The sequence below is a fragment of the Streptomyces sp. NPDC048001 genome, assembly GCF_043203115.1.
GTDB lineage: Bacteria > Actinomycetota > Actinomycetes > Streptomycetales > Streptomycetaceae > Streptomyces > Streptomyces sanyensis.
This window is the reverse complement of sequence record NZ_JBIDBN010000006.1, coordinates 80,074-99,405: the sequence shown is the minus strand read 5'-3', so window position 1 is coordinate 99,405 and position 19,332 is coordinate 80,074. Positions and strand designations below refer to the sequence as shown.

Annotated in this window: 16 protein-coding genes, 2 tRNA genes and 1 pseudogene; 10 read left to right on the top strand and 9 right to left on the bottom strand. The window is 74.4% G+C overall.

Annotated features, from left to right (window positions below):
• Positions 1-42 precede the first annotated feature (42 nt).
• From ACGF15_RS12710 to ACGF15_RS12695, 4 genes are all read left to right on the top strand, one after another.
• Positions 43-207 carry a hypothetical protein gene (locus ACGF15_RS12710; protein ID WP_256526207.1) on the top strand — a complete coding sequence of 55 codons (165 nt, stop codon included), beginning with the start codon at positions 43-45 and terminating at the stop codon, positions 205-207.
• Positions 208-260: 53 nt separating this feature from the next.
• Positions 261-554, top strand: a complete 294-nt coding sequence (locus tag ACGF15_RS12705) for a Dabb family protein (protein WP_392798438.1) — start codon at positions 261-263, stop codon at positions 552-554.
• Between the two features lie 249 nt (positions 555-803).
• Positions 804-1,676: an RNA polymerase sigma factor SigF gene (locus ACGF15_RS12700; RefSeq protein ID WP_345612422.1), complete on the top strand. Its 873-nt coding sequence runs from the start codon at positions 804-806 to the stop codon at positions 1,674-1,676.
• 234 nt (positions 1,677-1,910) lie between these two features.
• Positions 1,911-2,786: an RNA polymerase sigma factor SigF gene (locus ACGF15_RS12695; protein WP_345612424.1), complete on the top strand. Its 876-nt coding sequence runs from the start codon at positions 1,911-1,913 to the stop codon at positions 2,784-2,786.
• Positions 2,787-2,893: 107 nt separating this feature from the next.
• Here the strand turns inward: ACGF15_RS12695 and ACGF15_RS12690 are convergent, their stop codons facing one another.
• A complete protein-coding gene (locus ACGF15_RS12690) occupies positions 2,894-3,127 on the bottom strand; it encodes a hypothetical protein (RefSeq protein WP_392798434.1) in 234 nt (77 codons plus the stop codon).
• A gap of 226 nt (positions 3,128-3,353) precedes the next feature.
• Between ACGF15_RS12690 and ACGF15_RS12685 the strand changes: the two genes are divergently transcribed.
• Together ACGF15_RS12685 and ACGF15_RS12680 are read left to right on the top strand one after the other, a co-directional pair.
• Positions 3,354-3,812: a MarR family winged helix-turn-helix transcriptional regulator gene (locus tag ACGF15_RS12685; protein WP_345612429.1), complete on the top strand. Its 459-nt coding sequence runs from the start codon at positions 3,354-3,356 to the stop codon at positions 3,810-3,812.
• 9 nt (positions 3,813-3,821) lie between these two features.
• A complete protein-coding gene (locus tag ACGF15_RS12680; RefSeq protein ID WP_392798431.1) occupies positions 3,822-5,417 on the top strand; it encodes an MDR family MFS transporter in 1,596 nt (531 codons plus the stop codon).
• Positions 5,418-5,628: 211 nt separating this feature from the next.
• Here ACGF15_RS12680 and ACGF15_RS12675 read toward each other — a convergent pair whose 3' ends face one another.
• Positions 5,629-6,636 carry an amidohydrolase family protein gene (locus ACGF15_RS12675; protein WP_392798428.1) on the bottom strand — a complete coding sequence of 336 codons (1,008 nt, stop codon included), beginning with the start codon at positions 6,634-6,636 and terminating at the stop codon, positions 5,629-5,631.
• A gap of 193 nt (positions 6,637-6,829) precedes the next feature.
• Positions 6,830-7,726, bottom strand: a complete 897-nt coding sequence (locus tag ACGF15_RS12670; RefSeq protein ID WP_392798425.1) for a DUF2797 domain-containing protein — start codon at positions 7,724-7,726, stop codon at positions 6,830-6,832.
• A 135-nt stretch (positions 7,727-7,861) separates the two neighbouring features.
• On the opposite strand from ACGF15_RS12670, the pseudogene ACGF15_RS12665 reads away from it, so the two are divergent.
• Positions 7,862-8,253: pseudogene (locus tag ACGF15_RS12665) on the top strand (tyrosine-type recombinase/integrase); the annotation flags it as partial.
• An 87-nt stretch (positions 8,254-8,340) separates the two neighbouring features.
• Here ACGF15_RS12665 and ACGF15_RS12660 read toward each other — a convergent pair.
• Positions 8,341-8,413: transfer RNA gene (locus ACGF15_RS12660), tRNA-Arg, on the bottom strand.
• Positions 8,414-8,749: 336 nt separating this feature from the next.
• Positions 8,750-8,840, bottom strand: a tRNA-Ser gene (locus tag ACGF15_RS12655).
• A 200-nt stretch (positions 8,841-9,040) separates the two neighbouring features.
• On the opposite strand from ACGF15_RS12655, the gene ACGF15_RS12650 reads away from it, so the two are divergent.
• Positions 9,041-9,520 (top strand): SSI family serine proteinase inhibitor, encoded by a 480-nt coding sequence (locus ACGF15_RS12650; RefSeq protein ID WP_345616440.1) that lies wholly within the window; start codon positions 9,041-9,043, stop codon positions 9,518-9,520.
• Positions 9,521-9,715: 195 nt separating this feature from the next.
• Positions 9,716-13,822: a PAS domain-containing protein gene (locus tag ACGF15_RS12645; protein ID WP_392798421.1), complete on the top strand. Its 4,107-nt coding sequence runs from the start codon at positions 9,716-9,718 to the stop codon at positions 13,820-13,822.
• 179 nt (positions 13,823-14,001) lie between these two features.
• On the opposite strand, the gene ACGF15_RS12640 is transcribed toward ACGF15_RS12645, so the two are convergent.
• The 3 genes from ACGF15_RS12640 to ACGF15_RS12630 form a co-directional block, all read right to left on the bottom strand.
• Entirely contained in the window at positions 14,002-15,648 is a 1,647-nt protein-coding gene (locus ACGF15_RS12640; RefSeq protein WP_392798827.1) for a long-chain fatty acid--CoA ligase, read from the bottom strand.
• Between the two features lie 371 nt (positions 15,649-16,019).
• On the bottom strand, positions 16,020-16,574 hold the full coding sequence (locus tag ACGF15_RS12635; protein ID WP_345616442.1) for a SigE family RNA polymerase sigma factor: 555 nt from the start codon (positions 16,572-16,574) through the stop codon (positions 16,020-16,022).
• Between the two features lie 816 nt (positions 16,575-17,390).
• Complete coding sequence (locus ACGF15_RS12630; RefSeq protein WP_392798417.1) at positions 17,391-17,939, bottom strand: SMI1/KNR4 family protein; 549 nt, start codon at positions 17,937-17,939, stop codon at positions 17,391-17,393.
• Between the two features lie 213 nt (positions 17,940-18,152).
• Between ACGF15_RS12630 and ACGF15_RS12625 the strand changes: the two genes are divergently transcribed.
• A complete protein-coding gene (locus ACGF15_RS12625) occupies positions 18,153-18,554 on the top strand; it encodes a hypothetical protein (RefSeq protein WP_392798414.1) in 402 nt (133 codons plus the stop codon).
• A 158-nt stretch (positions 18,555-18,712) separates the two neighbouring features.
• Here ACGF15_RS12625 and ACGF15_RS12620 read toward each other — a convergent pair whose 3' ends face one another.
• The gene (locus ACGF15_RS12620) at positions 18,713-19,270 is read right to left on the bottom strand and encodes a helix-turn-helix domain-containing protein (RefSeq protein WP_392798411.1); all 558 of its coding nucleotides are present in this window, start codon (positions 19,268-19,270) and stop codon (positions 18,713-18,715) included.
• Between the last annotated feature and the right edge of the window lie 62 nt (positions 19,271-19,332).

Below are 19,332 nucleotides of genomic sequence, written 5' to 3'. Positions count from 1 at the left end.
CGCGCACGGACCGGGGCAGGGGCAGCAGGGAGAGAGCGGACGATGGTTCAAGCCAAGAAGATCGCCCTCTACATAGTCGGCGTCTTCGTCCTGTACACGATCATCACCTCCCCCGCCAAGGCCGCCGACCTCGTGCAGATAGGGTTCGAGGGCATTTCGGACGCCGCCAAGGGCGTCGGAGAGTTCATGACCCAGCTCGTCAACTAGCCCGCCCGGCCCGGTGCCGGGGCGGGCCCCGCACTCGGCCCCGGGAGCCTCGCATGATCCGCCATCTGGTCCTGTTCAAGCTCGACGAGGGAGTCCGCCGCGACGAGCCGCGGGTGCTGGCCGGTGCGCAGGCCTTCCGGGAACTCGACGGGGTCGTCCCCGAGCTGGAGTTCTGGGAGTGCGCCTGGAACATCACCGACCGGCCCATCGCCTACGACTTCGCCATCAACTCCGCCGTCACGGACGCGGACGCGCTGAAGCGCTACCTGGAGCACCCCGCCCACCAGGCCGCCGCCGCGCAGTGGCGGGAGTTCGCCACGTGGGTGATCGCCGACTACGAGTTCTGAGCGGCTCCCGGCCCCGCAGGGACCCCCCGCCGCGACCGGCGGGGGGTTCCTGCGTTCGCCGGGGCGGAGCCCCGTGCGGCGGCCCCGGCGGTGGCACCGGGCCCCGCGCTCCGGGCCCCTCCGCCTGCCCGCGAAGGCCGTCAACACGACGTGATGGGGTGCTTGCACACAGTGGACATGTCTTGTGATGCTATGACCGCTTTTGACGGATGAGTTGACTGAAATCGACCGTAAAGGGGTGGCGTGACCGTGCCGGCCAGTACTGCGCCTCAGGTGCCGCCCCAGAACGAGCGGCCCAACGAGCCCTCCCCTGCCGCGGCACCGGCCCCGCCCCGGCGCCCGGGCGCGCGCCCCCAGGGGCGCGGGGCGGACACCCGGGCCCTCACCCAGGTCCTCTTCGCCCGCCTCAAGGAGCTGGAGCCGGGTACGCCGGAGCACGCCCGGGTACGCGCGGCGCTCATCGAGGCCAATCTGCCCCTGGTGCGCTACGCGGCCGCGCGCTTCCGCTCGCGCAACGAGCCGATGGAGGACGTCGTCCAGGTGGGGACCATCGGTCTGATCAACGCCATCGACCGCTTCGACCCCGACCGCGGGGTGCAGTTCCCCACCTTCGCGATGCCCACGGTCGTCGGCGAGATCAAGCGCTACTTCCGGGACAACGTGCGGACCGTGCACGTGCCCCGGCGGCTGCACGAGCTGTGGGTCCAGGTGAACGGCGCCACCGAGGACCTCACCACCGCCCACGGCCGCTCCCCGACGACGGCCGAGATCGCCGAGCGGCTGAAGATCGGCGAGGAGGAGGTCCTCGCCTGCATCGAGGCCGGACGCTCCTACCACGCCACCTCGCTGGAGGCCGCGCAGGAGGGCGACGGGATGCCCGGGCTGCTCGACCGGCTCGGCTACGAGGACCCCGCGCTGGCGGGTGTGGAGCACCGCGATCTCGTCCGCCATCTGCTGGTCCAGCTCCCCGAGCGGGAGCAGCGGATCCTGATGCTGCGCTACTACAGCAATCTGACGCAGTCGCAGATCAGTCAGGAGCTCGGTGTCTCACAGATGCATGTGTCAAGGCTTCTGGCCCGAAGTTTCGCGCGACTGCGATCCGCAAACAGGATCGAAGCGTAAGCAGAACGGGTAGACCCCTTCCGGGAAACGGAGGGGGTCCCCAACCCCGAACACCCCTTGTTTCCTGGGGCTTTCCACCCGATACTTGTCGACATGTCGCTACAGCGCGTTGCCGACATGTGACATTCTGCGGGAAGCGTGTTTGCCGTGGCCCCGCCGCCGGTATTCAGGTGGAGGCTGCGTTCCTCAGCCGGTCGCGGCCACCGCGACCGTCCGCGACCTCAAGGGGGTGGCATGTCCGCAGAACAGGGCAGCTCGAAGGTGCTCACGCGTGCGCACGGCGTACCGGCGCAGGCGACGGCTCCGGTACCTTCCGCGCCCGGCCCCTCGGAAGCCATCGACACCCGCACCCTGTCCCGCTCCCTCTTCCTGCGCCTGCGCGCGCTCGACGGTGAGGGCGCGGCCGAGGACAGCCCCGAACGCACCTATGTGCGCGACACGTTGATCGAGCTCAACCTGCCCCTGGTGCGCTACGCGGCCGCCCGGTTCCGCTCGCGCAACGAGCCCATGGAGGACATCGTCCAGGTCGGAACGATCGGCCTGATCAAGGCGATCGACCGCTTCGACTGCGAACGGGGCGTGGAGTTCCCGACGTTCGCGATGCCCACCGTCGTCGGCGAGATCAAGCGCTTCTTCCGGGACACCTCGTGGTCGGTGCGTGTCCCGCGCCGGCTCCAGGAGCTGCGCCTCGCCCTCACCAAGGCGAGCGACGAGCTCTCCCAGAAGCTGGACCGGTCGCCCACCGTCCCCGAACTCGCCGCGGTGCTGGGCGTGTCGGAGGAGGACGTGGTCGACGGGCTGGCGGTCGGCAACGCCTACACTGCCTCCTCGCTGGACTCGCCCTCGCCCGAGGACGACGGCGGCGAGGGCTCCCTGGCCGACCGTCTCGGCTACGAGGACAGCGCGCTGGAGGGCGTGGAGTACCGCGAGTCGCTGAAGCCCCTGCTGGCCAAACTGCCGCCCAGGGAGCGGCAGATCATCATGCTCCGCTTCTTCGCCAATATGACGCAGTCCCAGATCGGCGAGGAGGTCGGCATCTCCCAGATGCACGTCTCACGCCTGCTGACGCGCACGCTGGCGCAGCTGCGGGACGGCCTGATCGCCGACTGAGCCGCCGCGGCGCGGCCCCCGCAGGGGCGGCCGTCGCCGCGCGGAGCGCACGGGGCCGGTGCCCCGCCTGTTCGGGGGGCGGGGCACCGGCCCCGTCGGCCCGCGTTTCAGGCCAGGGCCAGCCAGGCCACCGCGCCCAGTACCAGCACCACGGCGACGACGCCGAGGACGAGGCCCGTCCGGGAAGAAGAGGACGGGGAGGCGGGGGAGGCGGCGGGGGTCGCGGCGCGTCCCTGCGGGGCGCCCTCGTCGACGAACGCGCGGAACATCTGCGTGCTGCCCGCGGGGTCGTGGGTGCCCTCGGGGCCCGGGTTCTGCGGAGCATGGGGGTTGTGTGCCATGGGCCAGGACACTAGCGAACGGCGCTCCGGTGCCCAACCCCGGGCGGTCCGGATACGCCGGGGCCGCCGCTCCCCGCGGTGGGGCGCTGCCCGCCCATGGGCTTCCCATGACCCGTGCCAGGCCAAGGCTTAGGGCTTCCTTTACCCGTTCCGGGGCGTTTTCGTTTGCCTGTAGCAACCAAACTCTTCTATCGTTGCCCTAAGCAACAAGATGGGGAGTGGGGCGATGGCCGAGAGGAGCCAGTACGAGGACCTGGCACGGCAGATCAGTGCCGTGGGGGCCGTGAAGCGGGCGCTCGCCCGCCTGCTGCCGGCCGAGTGCCCCGCCGGCTCCGCGGCCGTGCTGTCCCTGGTCGACCGCCACGGCGACATGCGTCTGCGCAGGCTCACCGAGCTGCTCGCCGTCGACATGTCGGTGACCAGCCGGCACGTCGCCCATGCCGTGGACCGGGGCTGGCTGGAGCGGCTGCCCGACCCGGGCGACGGGCGCTCCCGCATCCTGCGCCTCACCCCCGCGGGCCGGGACCTCCTCGACGACCTCGGGCGTCGCACGGCGGACCTCTTCGCCCACCACCTCGGGGACTGGACCGACGACGAGGTCGGACAGCTCAACGCCCTGCTGGCCCGCCTCCGGGAATCCCTCGGCGACTGCCGGGCCCACGCCACCCGTACACAGACCACGTAAAGGAAGCCCATGGCTACGACCACACCGTCCGGTGTGCGGGGCGGCCACGCCGAGCACGGCGGCGCCGACGCCCCCGACGGCGGCGCCCCGATGACCCACCGGCAGATCATGGAGGCGCTGTCCGGGCTGCTGCTCGGCATGTTCGTCGCGATCCTGTCGTCGACGATCGTCTCCAACGCCCTGCCCGAGATCATCGGCGACCTCGGCGGCGGCCAGAGCGCCTACACCTGGGTCGTCACCGCCTCGCTGCTCGCGATGACGGCGACCACCCCGCTCTGGGGCAAGCTCGCCGACCTGTTCTCCAAGAAGCTGCTGGTCCAGCTGGCCCTGATCGTCTACGTGCTGGGCTCGGTGGTCGCCGGGCTGTCGACGAGCTCGGGCATGCTGATCGCCTGCCGGGTGGTCCAGGGCATCGGGGTCGGCGGCCTCTCCGCCCTCGCCCAGATCGTCATGGCCGCGATGATCTCCCCGCGGGAGCGCGGCCGCTACTCCGGCTACCTCGGTGCGACCTTCGCCGTCGCCACCGTCGGCGGACCGCTGCTCGGCGGCGTCATCACCGACACCGACTGGCTCGGCTGGCGCTGGTGCTTCTACGTCGGTGTGCCGTTCGCGGTCGTCGCGCTCGTCGTGCTGCAGAAGACGCTCAAGCTGCCCGTCGTCAAGCGGGAGGTCACGGTCGACTGGTGGGGCGCCTCCCTGATCAGCGCCTCCGTCTCGCTGCTGCTCGTGTGGGTCACCTTCGCGGGAGACAAGTACGCCTGGGCGTCCTGGCAGACGGCGGCCATGGTCGGCGGATCCGTGGCGCTCGGAGCCCTGTTCGTCCTCGTGGAGTCCAGGGCGAGCGACCCGATCATCCCGCTGCGGCTCTTCCGCAACCGGACGATCACCCTGGCCTCGCTGGCCTCGCTCTTCGTCGGCGTCGCGATGTTCGCCGGCACCGTCTTCTTCAGCCAGTACTTCCAGCTGGCCCGGGGCGAGTCCCCGACGATGTCCGGTGTGCTGACCGTCCCGATGATCGGCGGCCTGTTCGTCTCCTCGACCGTCTCCGGTCTGGTCATCACCCGCACCGGGCGGTGGAAGGCCTGGCTGGTCGGCGGCGGCGTCCTCGTCACGGCGGGACTGGGCCTCCTCGGCGGCATCCGCTACGACACCCCCTACTGGCACGTGGCCGTGTTCATGGCCGTCATGGGCCTGGGCATCGGCATGATGATGCAGAACCTCGTGCTGTGCACGCAGAACCAGGTGCCCCCGCAGGACCTCGGCGCGGCGAGCTCGGTCGTCACCTTCTTCCGCTCGCTCGGCGGCGCGGTCGGCGTCTCGGCGCTCGGCGCGGTGCTGGGCACCAAGGTCACCGACTACGTGGGGGAGGGCCTGCGGAAGCTGGGCCCGGAGGCCGCCGCGCTCGGCCACGGCGGCACCGGCGGCGGGGGCATCCCCGACCTGGACGCACTGCCGGAGCCGGTGCGCCTGGTGATGGAGGACGCCTACGGCCACGGTGTCGGCGACGTCTTCCTCTACTCCGCCCCCTTCGCCCTGCTCGCCCTGCTGGTGACGCTGTTCATCAAGGAGGTCGCGCTGAGGACGCACCACGGCGAGGAGGGCTGAGACCGGCCGCGGGGGTGGTGCACCCCCGCGGCGCCTCCCCGCCCGGGGGCGGGGGGAGAAGACCACCGGAGCGGACGCGCGACCGTAGCGGATGCGCGCGCCCCTCGGGTGGGGACGGGCCCCGGGACGGGCGCGGCGGGCAGGGGACGGCCGGCCGCCCCGGCCCGGGGCCCGTACACGACCGGGCGGAGCGGGACGTGCGCCGCCTTCCTCAGCGGGACGGGCCGAGCAAGCGGGCCCCGTTGTCGTGGCAGACCGCCCGCAGCCAGTCCTCGCCCAGCTCCAGCCGCTCCAGGGCGTCCAGTTGGTGGAGGTAGGGGTAGGGGATGTTCGGGAAGTCCGTCCCCAGCACGATCCGGTGCCCCAGGTCGGCAAGGCGCCCCCGCTCCTTCTCGGGGAAGGGCGCCAGCGCCTCGCTGAAGTCGGTGAAGGCGACCGTGGTGTCCAGGTGGACCTCCGCGTAGCGCTCGGCCAGGTCCAGGAACTCCCCGTACTCCGGCATGCCCATGTGCGCCACCACCAGCCGGAGCCCCGGATGCCGGGCCAGCAGCCGGCCCACCGGGCCGGGCCCGGTGTACCTCCCGGGCGCCGGGCCGGACCCGCAGTGGACGACCACGGGGACGCCCGCGTCGGCGATGTCGCCCCAGGCCGCGTCCAGCAGCGGGTCGTCCGGGGCGTAGTCCCCCACCTGCACATGCGCCTTGAAGACCCGCGTCCCGCCCTCCAATGCCTTCCGCACGTAGTGCGCCACCCCGTCCTCGGGGAAGAGCGTCGCGGTGCGTGCGCAGTCCGGGACCCGCCCGGCGAAGTCCCCGGCCCAGGCGTTCAGCCACTCGGCCATGCCCGGCTTGTGCGGGTAGACCATCGAGGTGAAGGTGCGTACGCCGAACGCCCTCAGCAGGGCGACGCGTTCGTCCTCCTCGTGCCGGTAGGTGATGGGCCACTCCAGGCCGGTCAGCGGGCCGGCGGCGTCGAAGTAGGCCCACACCTTGCGCATCACCCGCTCCGGCATGAAGTGCGTGTGGACGTCCACCAGCCCGGGCAGCCCCAGACGCGTCCAGAAGCTCCGCACACCGGCCGCCTCCCCGTCGGACGCCGGTGGGGCGGCCCCCTCCCCGGGAACCCGCACGCCCTCGCCCCGGTCCCGCACCCCCTCGCCCCGGTCCCGTACACCGTCGTCCGCGGGCCGCGGTTCCCCGGCCCCCGTTCCGTTCGCCATCCGTACCCCTCCCGGACCTGCGCCCCTGCGGCGCCCCTGATCGCTCCGCCGCGGGGAGCCGGAGCCGGCGCCCCGCGGCGGACGCACCCGGCCGTCCTACCACCCGGTCCGGCGGCCGTGGCGGGCGGCCCCTCCGCTCCCGCCCCGGCGGCCCGCGCCGTGCCCCGGCGGCGCCCGGAGACGTGGGGCTCCGTCAGAACAGGCCCTCCTGGCCCGCGCCCTCGGCCCCGGGCAGGGCGGGCAGCGGGGCGAGGGGCACCCGGATCCCCTCGTCCGCATCCGCTCCCGTGAGCGCCCAGCCCGTCACCAGGCGCGTGTCCAGCACCACGATCCGGTTGCCGCCCGTGCGCGGGTCGTCCGCACGCAGGTACAGGTCCGGACCGGCCGCCGCGGCCAGGCGCCCGGCGACGACCCCGCCGTCCACCAGCTCCCGCACCGACGCCGCCGCCACCGGCAGCCCGTCGAGCCCGAACAGCCGGCTGTGGTCGACCACCCGGCACTCCAGCCGCTCCAGTGTCTCCGCCCAGCCGTCGAGCCCCGCGGCGCGCGCGTGCAGACGCGCCACCTCCGCGCGGCGCTCGCCCACCGGCGGCAGAGCGGTCCGCAGGACCCGCTTGCGCGTGTACGGGACCCGGTCCGGGACCCCGAGCGCGGCCCGCAGCAGTTCCTCCGTCCGCCGGGCGGCCATCAACGGCCCGCGGCCCAGCCAGGTGTACGCCACCGCGCCCTGCTCCCGGAGCCGCGCGGCCCCGCGCTCCTCCGCGGTGATGCCGACCTTCACCACCCCGGGCCCGAACCAGGCCAGGTAGACCCGGAAGGTCCGGGGATCGTCGGGGACCCCGTCCGCCGCCACCGAGAACGCCCGGTCGAGGCGGGAGCACTCAGGGCAGCGCGCCCCCGCGGCGCGCGCGGGCACCGGGGCGCGCACCGGGCAGGGTGTGTCCCGTGCGCCGACGCAGGAGCGCCCGCCCGCGACGCGGAAGCCGATCGGCCGGCCGGGACCCAGCACGCTGACCCGGCCGCCCTCCCAGCGCAGCACCGCCCCGGGTCCTTCCTCCGGCCACCCGAGCCCGGCACACCGCCACGCCACCCGCACCCACCGCCTCCGACGGGGCCCCGCACCGCGCGAGGGCCTTCGAGGGGAGGCTACGGGCTGGCCCGCACTACCCGGCGGGCGCGCGACGGCAGTTGCGGCACCCCGGTGCGTCGGCGCCGCACCCGGGTGGACGACTTCCTGTCGCTGCCGGCACTCTGCCTCAAGGCCCTGCGCATGCGCCCGCCCAGCAGCTCGGTGACCGGAAAGCCGCCGGGGAACTCTGGCAGGACTCCCGCGGACTGATCTTCACCACGAAGCACGGCACCCCGATCGAGCCGGGCAACCTCACCCGCATGTTCGCCCTGCGGGCCCGTCGAGCCGGTCTGCGCGCGATCCCGCTCCGGAACACCCGGCATACATGCAGCTCGCTCCTGGTCGCCCTCAAGGTCCACCCGAAGGTGGCGCAGCGCATCCTGCGGCACTCCCGGATCGCCATGACGATGGAGGTCTACGCCGAGGCGAGCGAGGAAGCTGTACGGGCCGCGCTCGGCAAGCTGTCCGGCGCGAGCGGCACCGGCTGACAGCAGTCGGCGCGGTTGCCGTACTTCGCTGCTGTACGCCCCAACGCGAGAGGCCCCCGGATGATCTCCGGGGGCCTCTCGCCTGTGTGCACTCGGCAGGATTCGAACCTGCAACCTTCTGATCCGTAGTCAGATGCTCTATCCGTTAAGCTACGAGTGCTTGTGCTTCCCGGTCTTTTCTGCCCGGTCGGCGTTGCGGGAACAACATTACATGACCTGCGCCGTCACGCGAAATCCATTGGGTGAACCCGTTCTGACCTGCGCAAACGTCCATACGATCAGCTGATGGGATCCGAAAGGCGCCCGGCCCGGTGGGCCTCTTCGAGGCCCGTACGGAGTGCTCGGCGGACCGGGAGGGGCGCTGCCCGCACGGCGCCGGCCCGTCCCCGGCGCGGGGTGCCCGCAGGCCCCGCCGCCCGGCGGCTCGCGGGGGAAGGCCGCCGGTGGCACCGGAACGGCCGAAGCCCCGGCCGGGGGCCGGGGCTTCGGTGTGGTGCGGAGGCGGAGGGATTTGAACCCTCGATGGGGGGTAAGCCCCAAACCGCATTAGCAGTGCGGCGCCATAGACCGGACTAGGCGACGCCTCCAGCCCACCCGCGCGAGCAGGTGGTGCGTGCAGATGATGACACAGCCGCACGGCCTGTCACCAATCGCCGTCCACGGTACTAGGAGCGCTGCCCGCAGAGCAAAGCCTTTGCCCGCGGTTGCGCAACGCCGTGCCGTCGGCAGCGTTAGAGATGCCGGGGCCCCGTTCCCCCGCCGGACCCGTGATCTCCCAGGAGTTCCCATGCTGCGCCGCCTTGCCCTCACCGCCGCCGTCTCGGCCGCCGCGCTCGGTGCGGCCGCACCCGCGCCCGCGGCGGTGGCCGACCCCCTCCCCCTGCCCCTGCCGGTCCTCGGCCTCACCGGCGACGCGCCCGGCCCGGCGCGGACGGCGCCCGACGAGCTGACGGTGGTGGTCTCGAAGACGGGCTACGCCCGGACGGACGGCCGGTACCGCCTGGAGTGCGACCCGGTGGGAGGTACCCACCCGGCGGCCCGCTCGGCCTGCGCGCGCCTGGACGAGATCGCCCGGAGCGGACGGGACCCCTTCGCCCCGGTCCCGCGAGGGCGGATGTGCACGCAGCAGTTCGGGGGTTCGGCGACCGCGCGGATCACCGGCACCTGGCAGGGCCGGCCCGTCGACGCCTCCTTCGACCGCTCGAACGGCTGCGAGATCTCCCGCTGGCGGTCACTGGAGCCCGTCCTTCCGAACACCGGACCGTAGCCCGTCCTTCCGAACAGCGCGCCGTAGCACGCCGATGTGCACCGCCCGTACACAAGCCGACGGAGGGCTCCCCCTCATCCACCGGCCAGGCCCCGGCGGCAGCGCTTAGACTCCCTCAGTGACAGGCCGGGGCCCGAGGGGCAAGATGGGACCGGCCGTCCGCACTAGGCAGTAGGTCAGGGAGGAACCGTCGTCGTGAGCAGCAGGCCATCCCGAGGCGCTGCTCGCCTCGCAGCCATACTCGACGCCCTCCCCGACGGGCTCGTCCTCGTCAATGCCAACGGCACCGTCGTCAACGCCAACGCCATCGCGCTCGACCTCTTCGAGGCGCCCGGCACGGCCCTGGTCGGCCGCGGGCTGCTCGACCTGGTGCCCGGCTTCGACTCCCAGCTGATCCCCGGCTCGATGCGCCGGCCGGATGCCGCGGACTCCCGCGGGCGCACCAAGCCCACCCGGATGATCGCCCGGCGGACCGACGGCAGCGAGTTCCCCGTCGAGGTGACGAGCGCCGGACTGGACGGCCGCGAGGCCTACGACTCGGCCGGCGGCTACACGGGGGACGAGTTGCTGATGCTCGTCGTCCGGGACCTGACCGGGACCCTCGACACCGAGGCGGAGCTGGCGCGCTCGCAGCGGCAGACCGAGATGATCCTCCGGGCGGCCGCGGAGGGAGTCGTCGGGACCGACACCGACGGCCGGGTGGTCCTGGTCAACCCGGCGGCCGCGCAGATCCTGGGCTTCCGCGCCAGCGACCTGGGCGGCCACCAGCTGCACCCGCTCATCCTCCACTCCCGCGCGGACGGCGAGCCGTTCCCGTACAACGAGTCGCCGCTGGCCGACACCCTCAAGTCGGGGCGCAAGCACCGGGTGCGGGGGCAGGTCCTGTGGGCGAAGAACGGGGACCGGGTCTCCGTGGACCTCACCACGGCCCCGGTGCGGGACGGCGACCAGCTGGTCGGCGCGGTGATGACCTTCACCGACCGCAGGCCGTACGAGCAGCTCGCCGAACGGCACGCGGCGGAACTCGCCGAGACCACCGAGCGCCTGGGCGCCGAGCTCAAGGAGACCACCGAGCGCCTCACGGCCGAGCTGGAGGAGGCCACCGGGCGGCTGACGGCGGAACTCGACGCGGCCACCGAGAAGCACGAGGCCGAGCTGGCCGACAAGGCGGAGCGCTACAGCGCCGAGCTGGAGGCGGGCGCCGAGCGGTACGAGGAGCTCGCCGGCCGTCATGCACAGCTCACCGCGGTGCTCGGGGAGTCCCTGCGCGGCCCCCTGGAGGAGCTGCGCGCCGAGCTCGCCACCCTGGCCGCCGACCCCGCCGGGCAGCTGTGGCCCGAGGCCAACCAGATCCTCCACCACCTCGCCGCCGGCTACTCCCGGATGACGACGCTGGTCGACAACGTGCTCGGCTACCAGCGCCTCGACACCGGCGCGGAGCGCCTGGTGAAGGCGAAGGCCATGCTGGACGGCGTGGTCGCCGCGGGTGTCGAGGGCGCGGTGGAGCTGATCGGCCCCGGGCGGGTGCAGTTCGCGGTGCACGCTCCGCCGATCGAGGCGGAGGTGGACGGGGCCCGGCTGGCCACGGCCCTGGCGCATCTGGTGGCCGACGTGGCCGGTGTCGACTCGACCGGCCGCACCCGGCCCGTGCCGGGCGGCGGGTATGTGGACTCGACGATCGTGGTCGCCGCGGCGCAGCGGGGCGAGGTGGTGCGCATCGAGGTCCGCGGGCCCTACTCCGGCGGCGATCCGGTGCACGGGCCGATCGTGCGCGGGATCGTCGGCGCGCACGGGGGCGTGCTGCAGACGCACGAGGTGCCGGGCGCGGGCGGCAGCGCCTTCGTGCTGGAGCTGCCGCTCGGGGAGGGTGCGGGCACGGTGGCCCCGCCCCCGGCGCTGGAGCTGCCGGCGGCCCTGCCGGCCCAGCAGTCCGCCGAGCCGGTGGCGCCCGTCTCGCCGCGTACTTCGGGTGGCGGGCGGCGGCGGGCGCGACGGGCTTCCACCGATGCCTTCCTCGACAGCCCGGTGGCGGCCGAGGACCCGGTGGCCGCGCGTCCGACCGGGCGGCGCAGGGCCCCCGGCCAGGAGCTGATCCCCTCCCAGGAGGCGGCGCAGGAAGCGGCGGAGGGCGTCGCCCGCGGCGGGTCGGACGGCGGAACCGGTCGGCGGCGAGGACGCCCCAGCCCGGCCGAGGCCGCGGCCCCCGTACCGGGCGCCGCACCCGCCGCCGAGGGCTCGGTCGTGACGGCGGCCGAGAGCGCCGGCGGACGGGCCGCGTTCGGCGAGACCGTGCCGCCGCAGGGTGTCCCGGTGGACGCGAACGGCCTGGCGGGGCCGCCGACGGGGCGCCGGGCGCGCAGGGCCGTGGAGCCCGCGCGCAGCGCGCTGCCGGAGCTGTCGGCGGCGCCGTCGCCGGCGGGCCCCGCCGAGCCGGGCACCGCTCCCGGGCGGCCCCCGGCACCGGGGGCCGCCGAGCAGCTGGTTCCCGCGGAGCAGGGGCTGCCCGTCCACCGGCACCCCGGCGCAGCGCCGCCGCCCGAGCTGCAGCCCGCGCAGTCCACGGGCCGCAGGGCGCGGCGCGCGCTGGCCGCGGCCCCGGCGGAGGCGGAGCCCGCCGTCCGCACGCCCTTCGCGCTGCCGCCCGCCGACGCCGACCGCCAGCTCGCCCCGGGCGCTGACGCTGCGGAGCAGGCGGCCGCGGGCGGACCGGAGTCCGCCCCTGCGCCGGAGTCCGCCTCCCCGCCGCAGCCGACCGTGCCCGGGCAGCCGACCGTGCCCGCGCAGTCCCCCGCTTCCGGACAGTCCCCCGCTCCGGGGCAGTCCGTCGCCACGGGGCGCCGGCGTGCGATGCCCGCTCAGCAGCCGGGTGCCGTGCCGGACGCCGCCGCGGGCACCGCGGGCGCCCCGGCGCCGTACGCGGCGGATCCCGCCGACACGGGGGCCGGGGACGCGACCGGTGCCGAGGGTGGCACCGACGGCGGGCATCGCGCCCTGGGTCCGGGTCCGGTTCCGGTTCCGGGTGCGACGGCGTCCGGGGCGGGGCGGCAGGACAGCGGCTCGGTGTCCCTGCCGCTGCCCCGGGAGATGCCGTCGCCGCGGGCCGCGCAGCCGCTGCCCGCCGAGGCACCGGCACCCGCGGACTCCACACAGGGGCGCGCGTTCAGCGTGCGCACCCTCGGGCAGGGCGTCCCTCTCGCGCAGCAGCTGACCCAGCAGCAGAACCCGACGCCCCCGCCGACGGGCTCGGGCCGTCGCCGCAAGCTCGGCAACCGCCAGGACGCCGCCCTCCCCGGTCCGGGGGGCGCGGCCGCCCCGCAGATGCAGCCGCAGCCGCAGGCGGCCCCCGCGCCTGCACCGCCGGGCGCGGGGGCGACCGGGCCGGGAGAGGCTCCCGCCGGGCCCGCCGGTCAGGGGCCCGTGACCGGGCAGCCCAGGCTCCCGGCCGACCGGCCGGAGGGACGCGCCTACGCCATAGGCGCCCCGGACGAGGGCGCCGAGGGGCCCGAGCCCCTGGACGGCCCGGGCGGTGCCGTGGAGGTCGCCAACCGGCCTCAGCCGCAGCCGGTCGACGACGAGCTGCCTCCCGAGCCCCTCGACAACCCGCGCCGCCTGCTGGTGTGGCCCGCTCCGGACGCCACCACCCAGCAGGCCCTCAGCGACCGGGGCTACCGGCCGGTCGTGGTGCACTCCCGGGAGGAGGTCGACGCGCAGATCGCGGCCTTCCCGGCGGCGCTGTTCGTCGATCCGCTGACCGGGCCGATCACGCGCACCGCGCTCCAGTCGCTGCGGACGGCGGCCGTGGCGGCCGAGGTGCCGGTGCTGGTGACCGCCGGGCTCGGGCAGGCGACCCGGGAGGCCGCCTACGGGGCGGACCCGGCGGTGCTGCTCAAGGCGCTGGCGCCGAGGGACAGCGAGCAGCACCCGCCGCGGGTGCTGCTGATCGAGGAGCACGAGGAGATCGCGCTGGCGCTGTCCGAGACCCTGGAGCGGCGCGGGATGCAGGTGGCCCGTGCCGACGCCGACGCCGACGCGGTGACGCTGGCCGGGCAGATGCGCCCGAACCTCGTGGTCATGGATCTGATGCAGGTGCGGCGCAGGCGGGCCGGGATCGTCGACTGGCTCCGGGCGAACGGGCAGTTGAACCGCACGCCGCTGGTCGTCTACACCTCGGTCGGACTGGACCCCGCCGAGCTGCCGAGGCTCGCCGCGGGGGAGACCGTCCTCTTCCTCGCGGAGCGGTCCACCAGCGCCGAGGTGCAGGCCCGCATCGTGGACCTGCTGGCGAAGATCGGCACCAACTGAGCCCCGGCACGGTCGGGACGGGTCAGGCCCCGGCACGGTCGGGACGGGTCAGGCCCCGGCACGGTCGGGACGGGTCAGGCCCCGGCACGGTCGGGGTGGATCACGGCATGCCCGGGGGGCCGGCGGTCCGTCCGCCGACCCCCCGGGTCGTGCCGAGCCCCGCACGGGGCGGAGCCGGGCTACAGCTCGGTCACGTCCAGTTCGCCGTCCGCGTACTGCCGGCGGATGACCTTCTTGTCGAACTTGCCGACGCTCGTCTTCGGCACGGCCGGGACCAGTGCCCAGCGCTCGGGGAGCTGCCACCTGGCTATCCGCTCGGCGAGGAAGGCGCGGAGCACGGCGTAGTCCGCCGTGGCGCCCTCCCTGAGCACGACGGTCGCGAGGGGGCGCTCGCCCCACTTGTCGTCGGGGACGGCGACGACCGCGGCCTCGGCGACCTCGGGGTGCGCCATCAGGGCGTTCTCCAGCTCCACGCTGGAGATCCACTCGCCACCGGACTTGATGACGTCCTTGGCCCGGTCGGTCAGGGTCAGATAGCCGTCCGGGCTGATCACACCGACGTCACCGGTCTTCAGCCAGCCGTCCTCGCTGAACTTGTCCGCGGGCCGGAGTTCGTCGCCGCCCGCTCCGCCGTAGTACGCACCGGCGATCCACGCGCCGCGCACCTCCAGCTCCCCGGCGGACTCCCCGTCCCAGGGGAGCCGCTCGCCACCCGGACCGACGAGGCGAGCCTCCACCCCTGCGGGGAAACGGCCCTGGGTGACGCGGTACGGCCACTCCTCCTCGGCCGAGAGCCCGGCCGGGGGGTGGGCCATGGTGCCGAGCGGCGAGGTCTCGGTCATGCCCCAGGCGTGGCAGAGCCGCACGCCGAGCTTGTCGTACGCCTCCATCAGCGAGGGCGGGCAGGCGGCACCGCCGATGGTGACCTGCTTCATGGAGGACAGGTCGCGCGGGTTGGCGGTGACCTCGGCGAGGAGGCCCTGCCAGATGGTCGGGACGGCGGCGGCGTGGGAGGGCCGCTCGCGTTCGATCATCTCGGCGAGCGGGGCCGGCTGGAGGAAGCGGTCCGGCATCAGCATGCTGATGCCGGTCATGAAGGTGGCGTGGGGCAGCCCCCAGGCGTTCACATGGAACTGCGGCACCACGACGAGCGAGGTGTCCCGGTCGGTCAGGCCCATGGACTCGGCCATGTTGACCTGCATCGAGTGCAGGTAGATCGAGCGGTGCGAGTACACGACGCCCTTGGGGTCGCCGGTGGTGCCGGAGGTGTAGCACATGGCGGCCGCGGAACGCTCGTCCAGCTCGGGCCAGTCGTAGGTGGTGGGGCGTCCCGCGATCAGGTCCTCGTACTCGTGGACCCGGGCGTCGGTGCCGGTGAGCAGCGAGCGGTCGCCCGGCCCGGCGACCACGACGTGCTCGACGGTGGGCAGGTGCGGCAGCAGGGGGGCGAGCAGGGGCAGCAGGGAGCCGTTGACGATGACCGCGCGGTCGGCGGCGTGGTTCACGATCCAGACGAGCTGCTCGGCGGGCAGCCGCAGGTTCAGGGTGTGCAGGACGGCGCCCATGGAGGGGATGGCGAAGTACGCCTCGACGTGCTCGGCGTTGTTCCACATCAGCGTGGCGACGCGCTGGTCGCCGTCGATGCCGAGTTCGTCGCGCAGGGCGTTGGCCAGCTGGGTGGCGCGGCGGCCCACCTCGGCGAAGGTGCGTCGCTGCGGTTCCGCCTCACCGGTCCAGGTGGTGATCTGAGACGTCCCGTGGATCGTCATCCCATGCTGAAGGATGCGGGTCACGGTCAGCGGTACGTCCTGCATGGTGCTCAGCACGGCGTCCTCCCGGTGGGCGCTGGCGCTACGTTGCGGCAAGTGGGAAGATTCTGCGCACATACTGCGCGGTATGTCACTACCCGGGAGTAGTCAATCCGCCGAAGCCCGGGGCGCGGCACGCCGCCGGGGAACGCGGCACGCGGCACCGCGCGGGCCGGACCGGTGCCTCCGCCGCGCCCGGCGGACCGGGCGGTGCGCCGCCGGGGCACCGGAACCGCGCTCCGCGCGGCCGGGTCCCGTGTGCGGCCGATCCGCCCGTACCCGGGGGCGCCCGGCCGGGGACCCCTCCCGGCCAGGCCGGACACCCCGACCCGCCCGCACCCTGCACGGGGGCGCCCACCGCCGGGGAAAGTCCACCGCGCGCCCTCAGCTCAGGGCACGGGCCTGATCTCCGGGTCCTCCCGGAGCTTGCCGAGCGCCCGGGACACCGCACTCTTGACCGTGCCCACGGACACGCCGAGCACCTCGGCGGTCTGCACCTCGCTCAGGTCCTCGTAGTAGCGCAGGACGACCATGGCCCGCTGCCGGTCGGGCAGCCGCATCACGGCGCGCCACATGGCATCCCGCAGCGCCTGCTGCTCGGCCGGGTCCGCCGCGGGGACCGTCTCGGGCTCGGGCGGCTCGTCGCAGGCGAACTCGTCCACCTTGCGCTTGCGCCACTGGGAGGTCCGCGTGTTCACCAGAGCGCGGCGGACGTAGCCGTCCAGCGCCCGGTGGTCCTCTATCCGCTCCCACGCCATGTACGTCTTGGTGAGCGCGGTCTGGAGCAGGTCCTCGGCATCGCTCGGGTTCGCGGTGAGCGACCGGGCGGTGCGCAGCAGCACGGGCCCCCGCGCCCGCATGTAGGACGAGAAGCAGGGGTAGCGCGTGTACGACGGCACCGGCGCGGCGGCCTGGGAAGCGCTCGTACAGACTGGCGTGGTCATGAGTCCACGCTAGGAGCGCCCCCGGCCCCACGGATCGGCCCCAGGGACCGAAGGCCCGTCCCCCTCAGGTTGTAGGTCCGGACCGCCCCGCACCTCCTGAAGGTGGAGGGCGCCCCCGAGTCCTCCCCCTCCCGGCCGCACGGCCCGCAGGAGCCGGGTCGCCCGCGGCCGCCGCGTGCGGCGCCCTCCCCTGTGGGGCACCGCACCGCGGACCGCCGCCCCGCCCCGTCGCCGCCTCCTTCCGGGGCATGGCTCCGCCCCTTCGCCGACCGGGCCCCGCGGCTGGTACACCCCCTTCCCGGGTCCCCTCGGCTTCCTGCGTCCCCCCTCGGGCCGACTCCCCCGGCTCAGGCCGGTGCGCGCGGACGACCGCGGAAGGCGCCGGAACCGTCCCTGCCCATGCCTCTCATGTCCTCTGTCCTCTCCTTCGTGCGGCACCACGGGCGCTGTGCCCCTTGCCTCCGGGCGATCGGCCTCCGCTCCGGAGCGTGTCCACGACGTCGCAGGGACAGAACTGCCCAGCCGTCCCCGGTGAATGCGCCGGTACCGGGCCATTCGCTCTCACGCGTGAGGATCGCCCGGTAAACCCCCTTCCGGTTCCCGGGGCGCGCGTTCCGCCCGTCGGCGCGCGCCCCGGCCCCCGGTGCGCCGCGGCCCGGAGTTGCCCGTGCGCCCGCGTGCGCCCGGTGCCGCCGCCGGTGCCGGTGCCCGCGTCGGCGCCCTGCCGGCGGACGGGACCCGGAGGCGGCCGGGGAGTGCTGCCGGGGAGTGCGGCCGGTCCTTCCCGGCGGGAGGGACGTGCCCGCCCGCGGCCGTTCATCCCGCGATCCGCGAGGCTGCGCACTCCCAAGGACGCAGCTCCCATGACTCCTCGCCCTGGCCGGCGTCCTCCCGGTACCACCCCGTCCCGGCCACCCAGGTCTCGAGCCACCGGGCCAGGCTCCCGGCGTCGACGAACCAGGCGGCGGCCCAGTCGTCACCGACGGCGTTCGGCTCGAAGAGGAGCACCGCGGCGCTCTTGCTCCGGCAGTCCACTGCGGCGTACATCCCGCAGCCCCAGTCGAGGACGGGAACCACGCCTTCCGGCCAGAAGGGCGCTTCCTCCCCGGCGGAGGCGGACCGCTCGGCGTGGTAGGCGCTCACCACCGTGCGCGCCGGGCCCACCAGGGGGAGCAGTGTGTACTCGGGACCGAAGCCGCCGTTGGCCACCTCCCGGTACAGGGCGGCCAGCAGGGGCGGTAGCGCGAAGCCGAGAGCGGTCTCCGCAGCGGCCAGGTCCGCGGCGGAGACCGCGGGCGGCAGCGCGGTCGGTCCGGCCTGCGCCCGGTCCGCGACACGGGCGAGGAGGTCTTCGTCGGTCTTCACCCGCCGGATCCTGCCAGCCGCCTGCGACAACGGCGGCCGTCGGCGGCCCGCCCGCGCCGCAGCCGGCCGTCCACGGGTGCCGGGGCCGAGGCGGTACGAGCCCTGCGGCCGCCCCGGCCGGGACCCGCTCGGAGCGGTCTCGCCCGCCGCCGGGACCCGCGCCATCGGGTCCGCGATCCTCCACGGCGGGCGATCGGCGGGCAGAATGGGCTCATGGCGAAGCTGCCCGCACGGCCGGTCCGCCGTGCCTCCCGTGGTTCGGTCCGCCGTGCCTCCCCCGGTTCGGTGCTGTCGTTGTGGTCGCAGGACTCCGTGCTGTCGATCGGCTCCGTGGGATCGGTGCTGTCCGTGGGGTCTGTCGGTTCGGCCCTGTCGGTGGGCTCGATCGGCAGCGCCCTGTCGGTGGGCTCGATCGGTTCCTCCCTGTCGCTGATCTCGGCCGGGTCGTGGCTGAGCACGGGGTCGCTGCTCTCCGCGCAGTCGCGTTGGTCGGTGCTGTCGTGGCGCTCCTCTCGCGGCTTCCTGGCCGCGGGTGCGGTGGGGGCGGCGACCGGAGGTGCCCTGCTGCTGGTCCGGATGCTGCGCGAGGCCGGCACCGGCACCGGGCGACTGTGATCGGGCCGCCGGCGAGCGGTGCCGCGTGACGGTCCGCCGGATCCCGTAGGACGGTGTCCGGGCGCCTTGTGGCCCGGAGCGGTCCCGGAGCGGCAGGGCGGCAGCGGCTCCACCTCCGTGCGCCCCCGGTGTCCCGCGCTCCCTCGCGGGCGTCGAGCTCACTGGTGCACGTGGGCGCGCTGTCCGTCACGGTCGAAGACCATGATCAATTCGGCCGGGCCGTCCAGGGCCGTGATCGCGTGCGGGACCATCGTCGCGAACTCCGCGGCCTCCCCCGTGCCGACGTCGATCTGCCGCTCGCCCAGCCACAGCCGCACGCGTCCCTCCAGTACGAGGAACCAGTCGTGGCCCGGGTGCACGCGCTGGCCGGGCGGTGCGTCGGACGGTTCGAGGCGCATCTTCATCGCGACCGTCCGCCCGTCCGGGCGGCTCAGCGGCCAGGTCGTCCGCGTGCCGCTGCTGTGTGCGACCGGACGGATGACGACGTCCTCGTCGGTCGGCACCTCGAAGAGCGCGTCGAGACTCAGCTGGAGGGCGTTGGCCAGCGGTACGAGCACGTCCAGGCTGAGTGAGCGCCTGCCCGTCTCGATGCGGCTGATGGTCGAGGGGCTGAGCCTGGTGCGCTCGGCCAGTTCGTCGAGGGAGTACCCCAGGGTGGTGCGCATACTGCGCAGGCGCGACCGTGCCAGGGCTTCGATGTCGGCGACTCCGTTCATGTGTCCATCCTGGCGCGTCTTGCGGATTATGCAAGTGTCCTTGCTGAAGCCGCCAGGAGCTG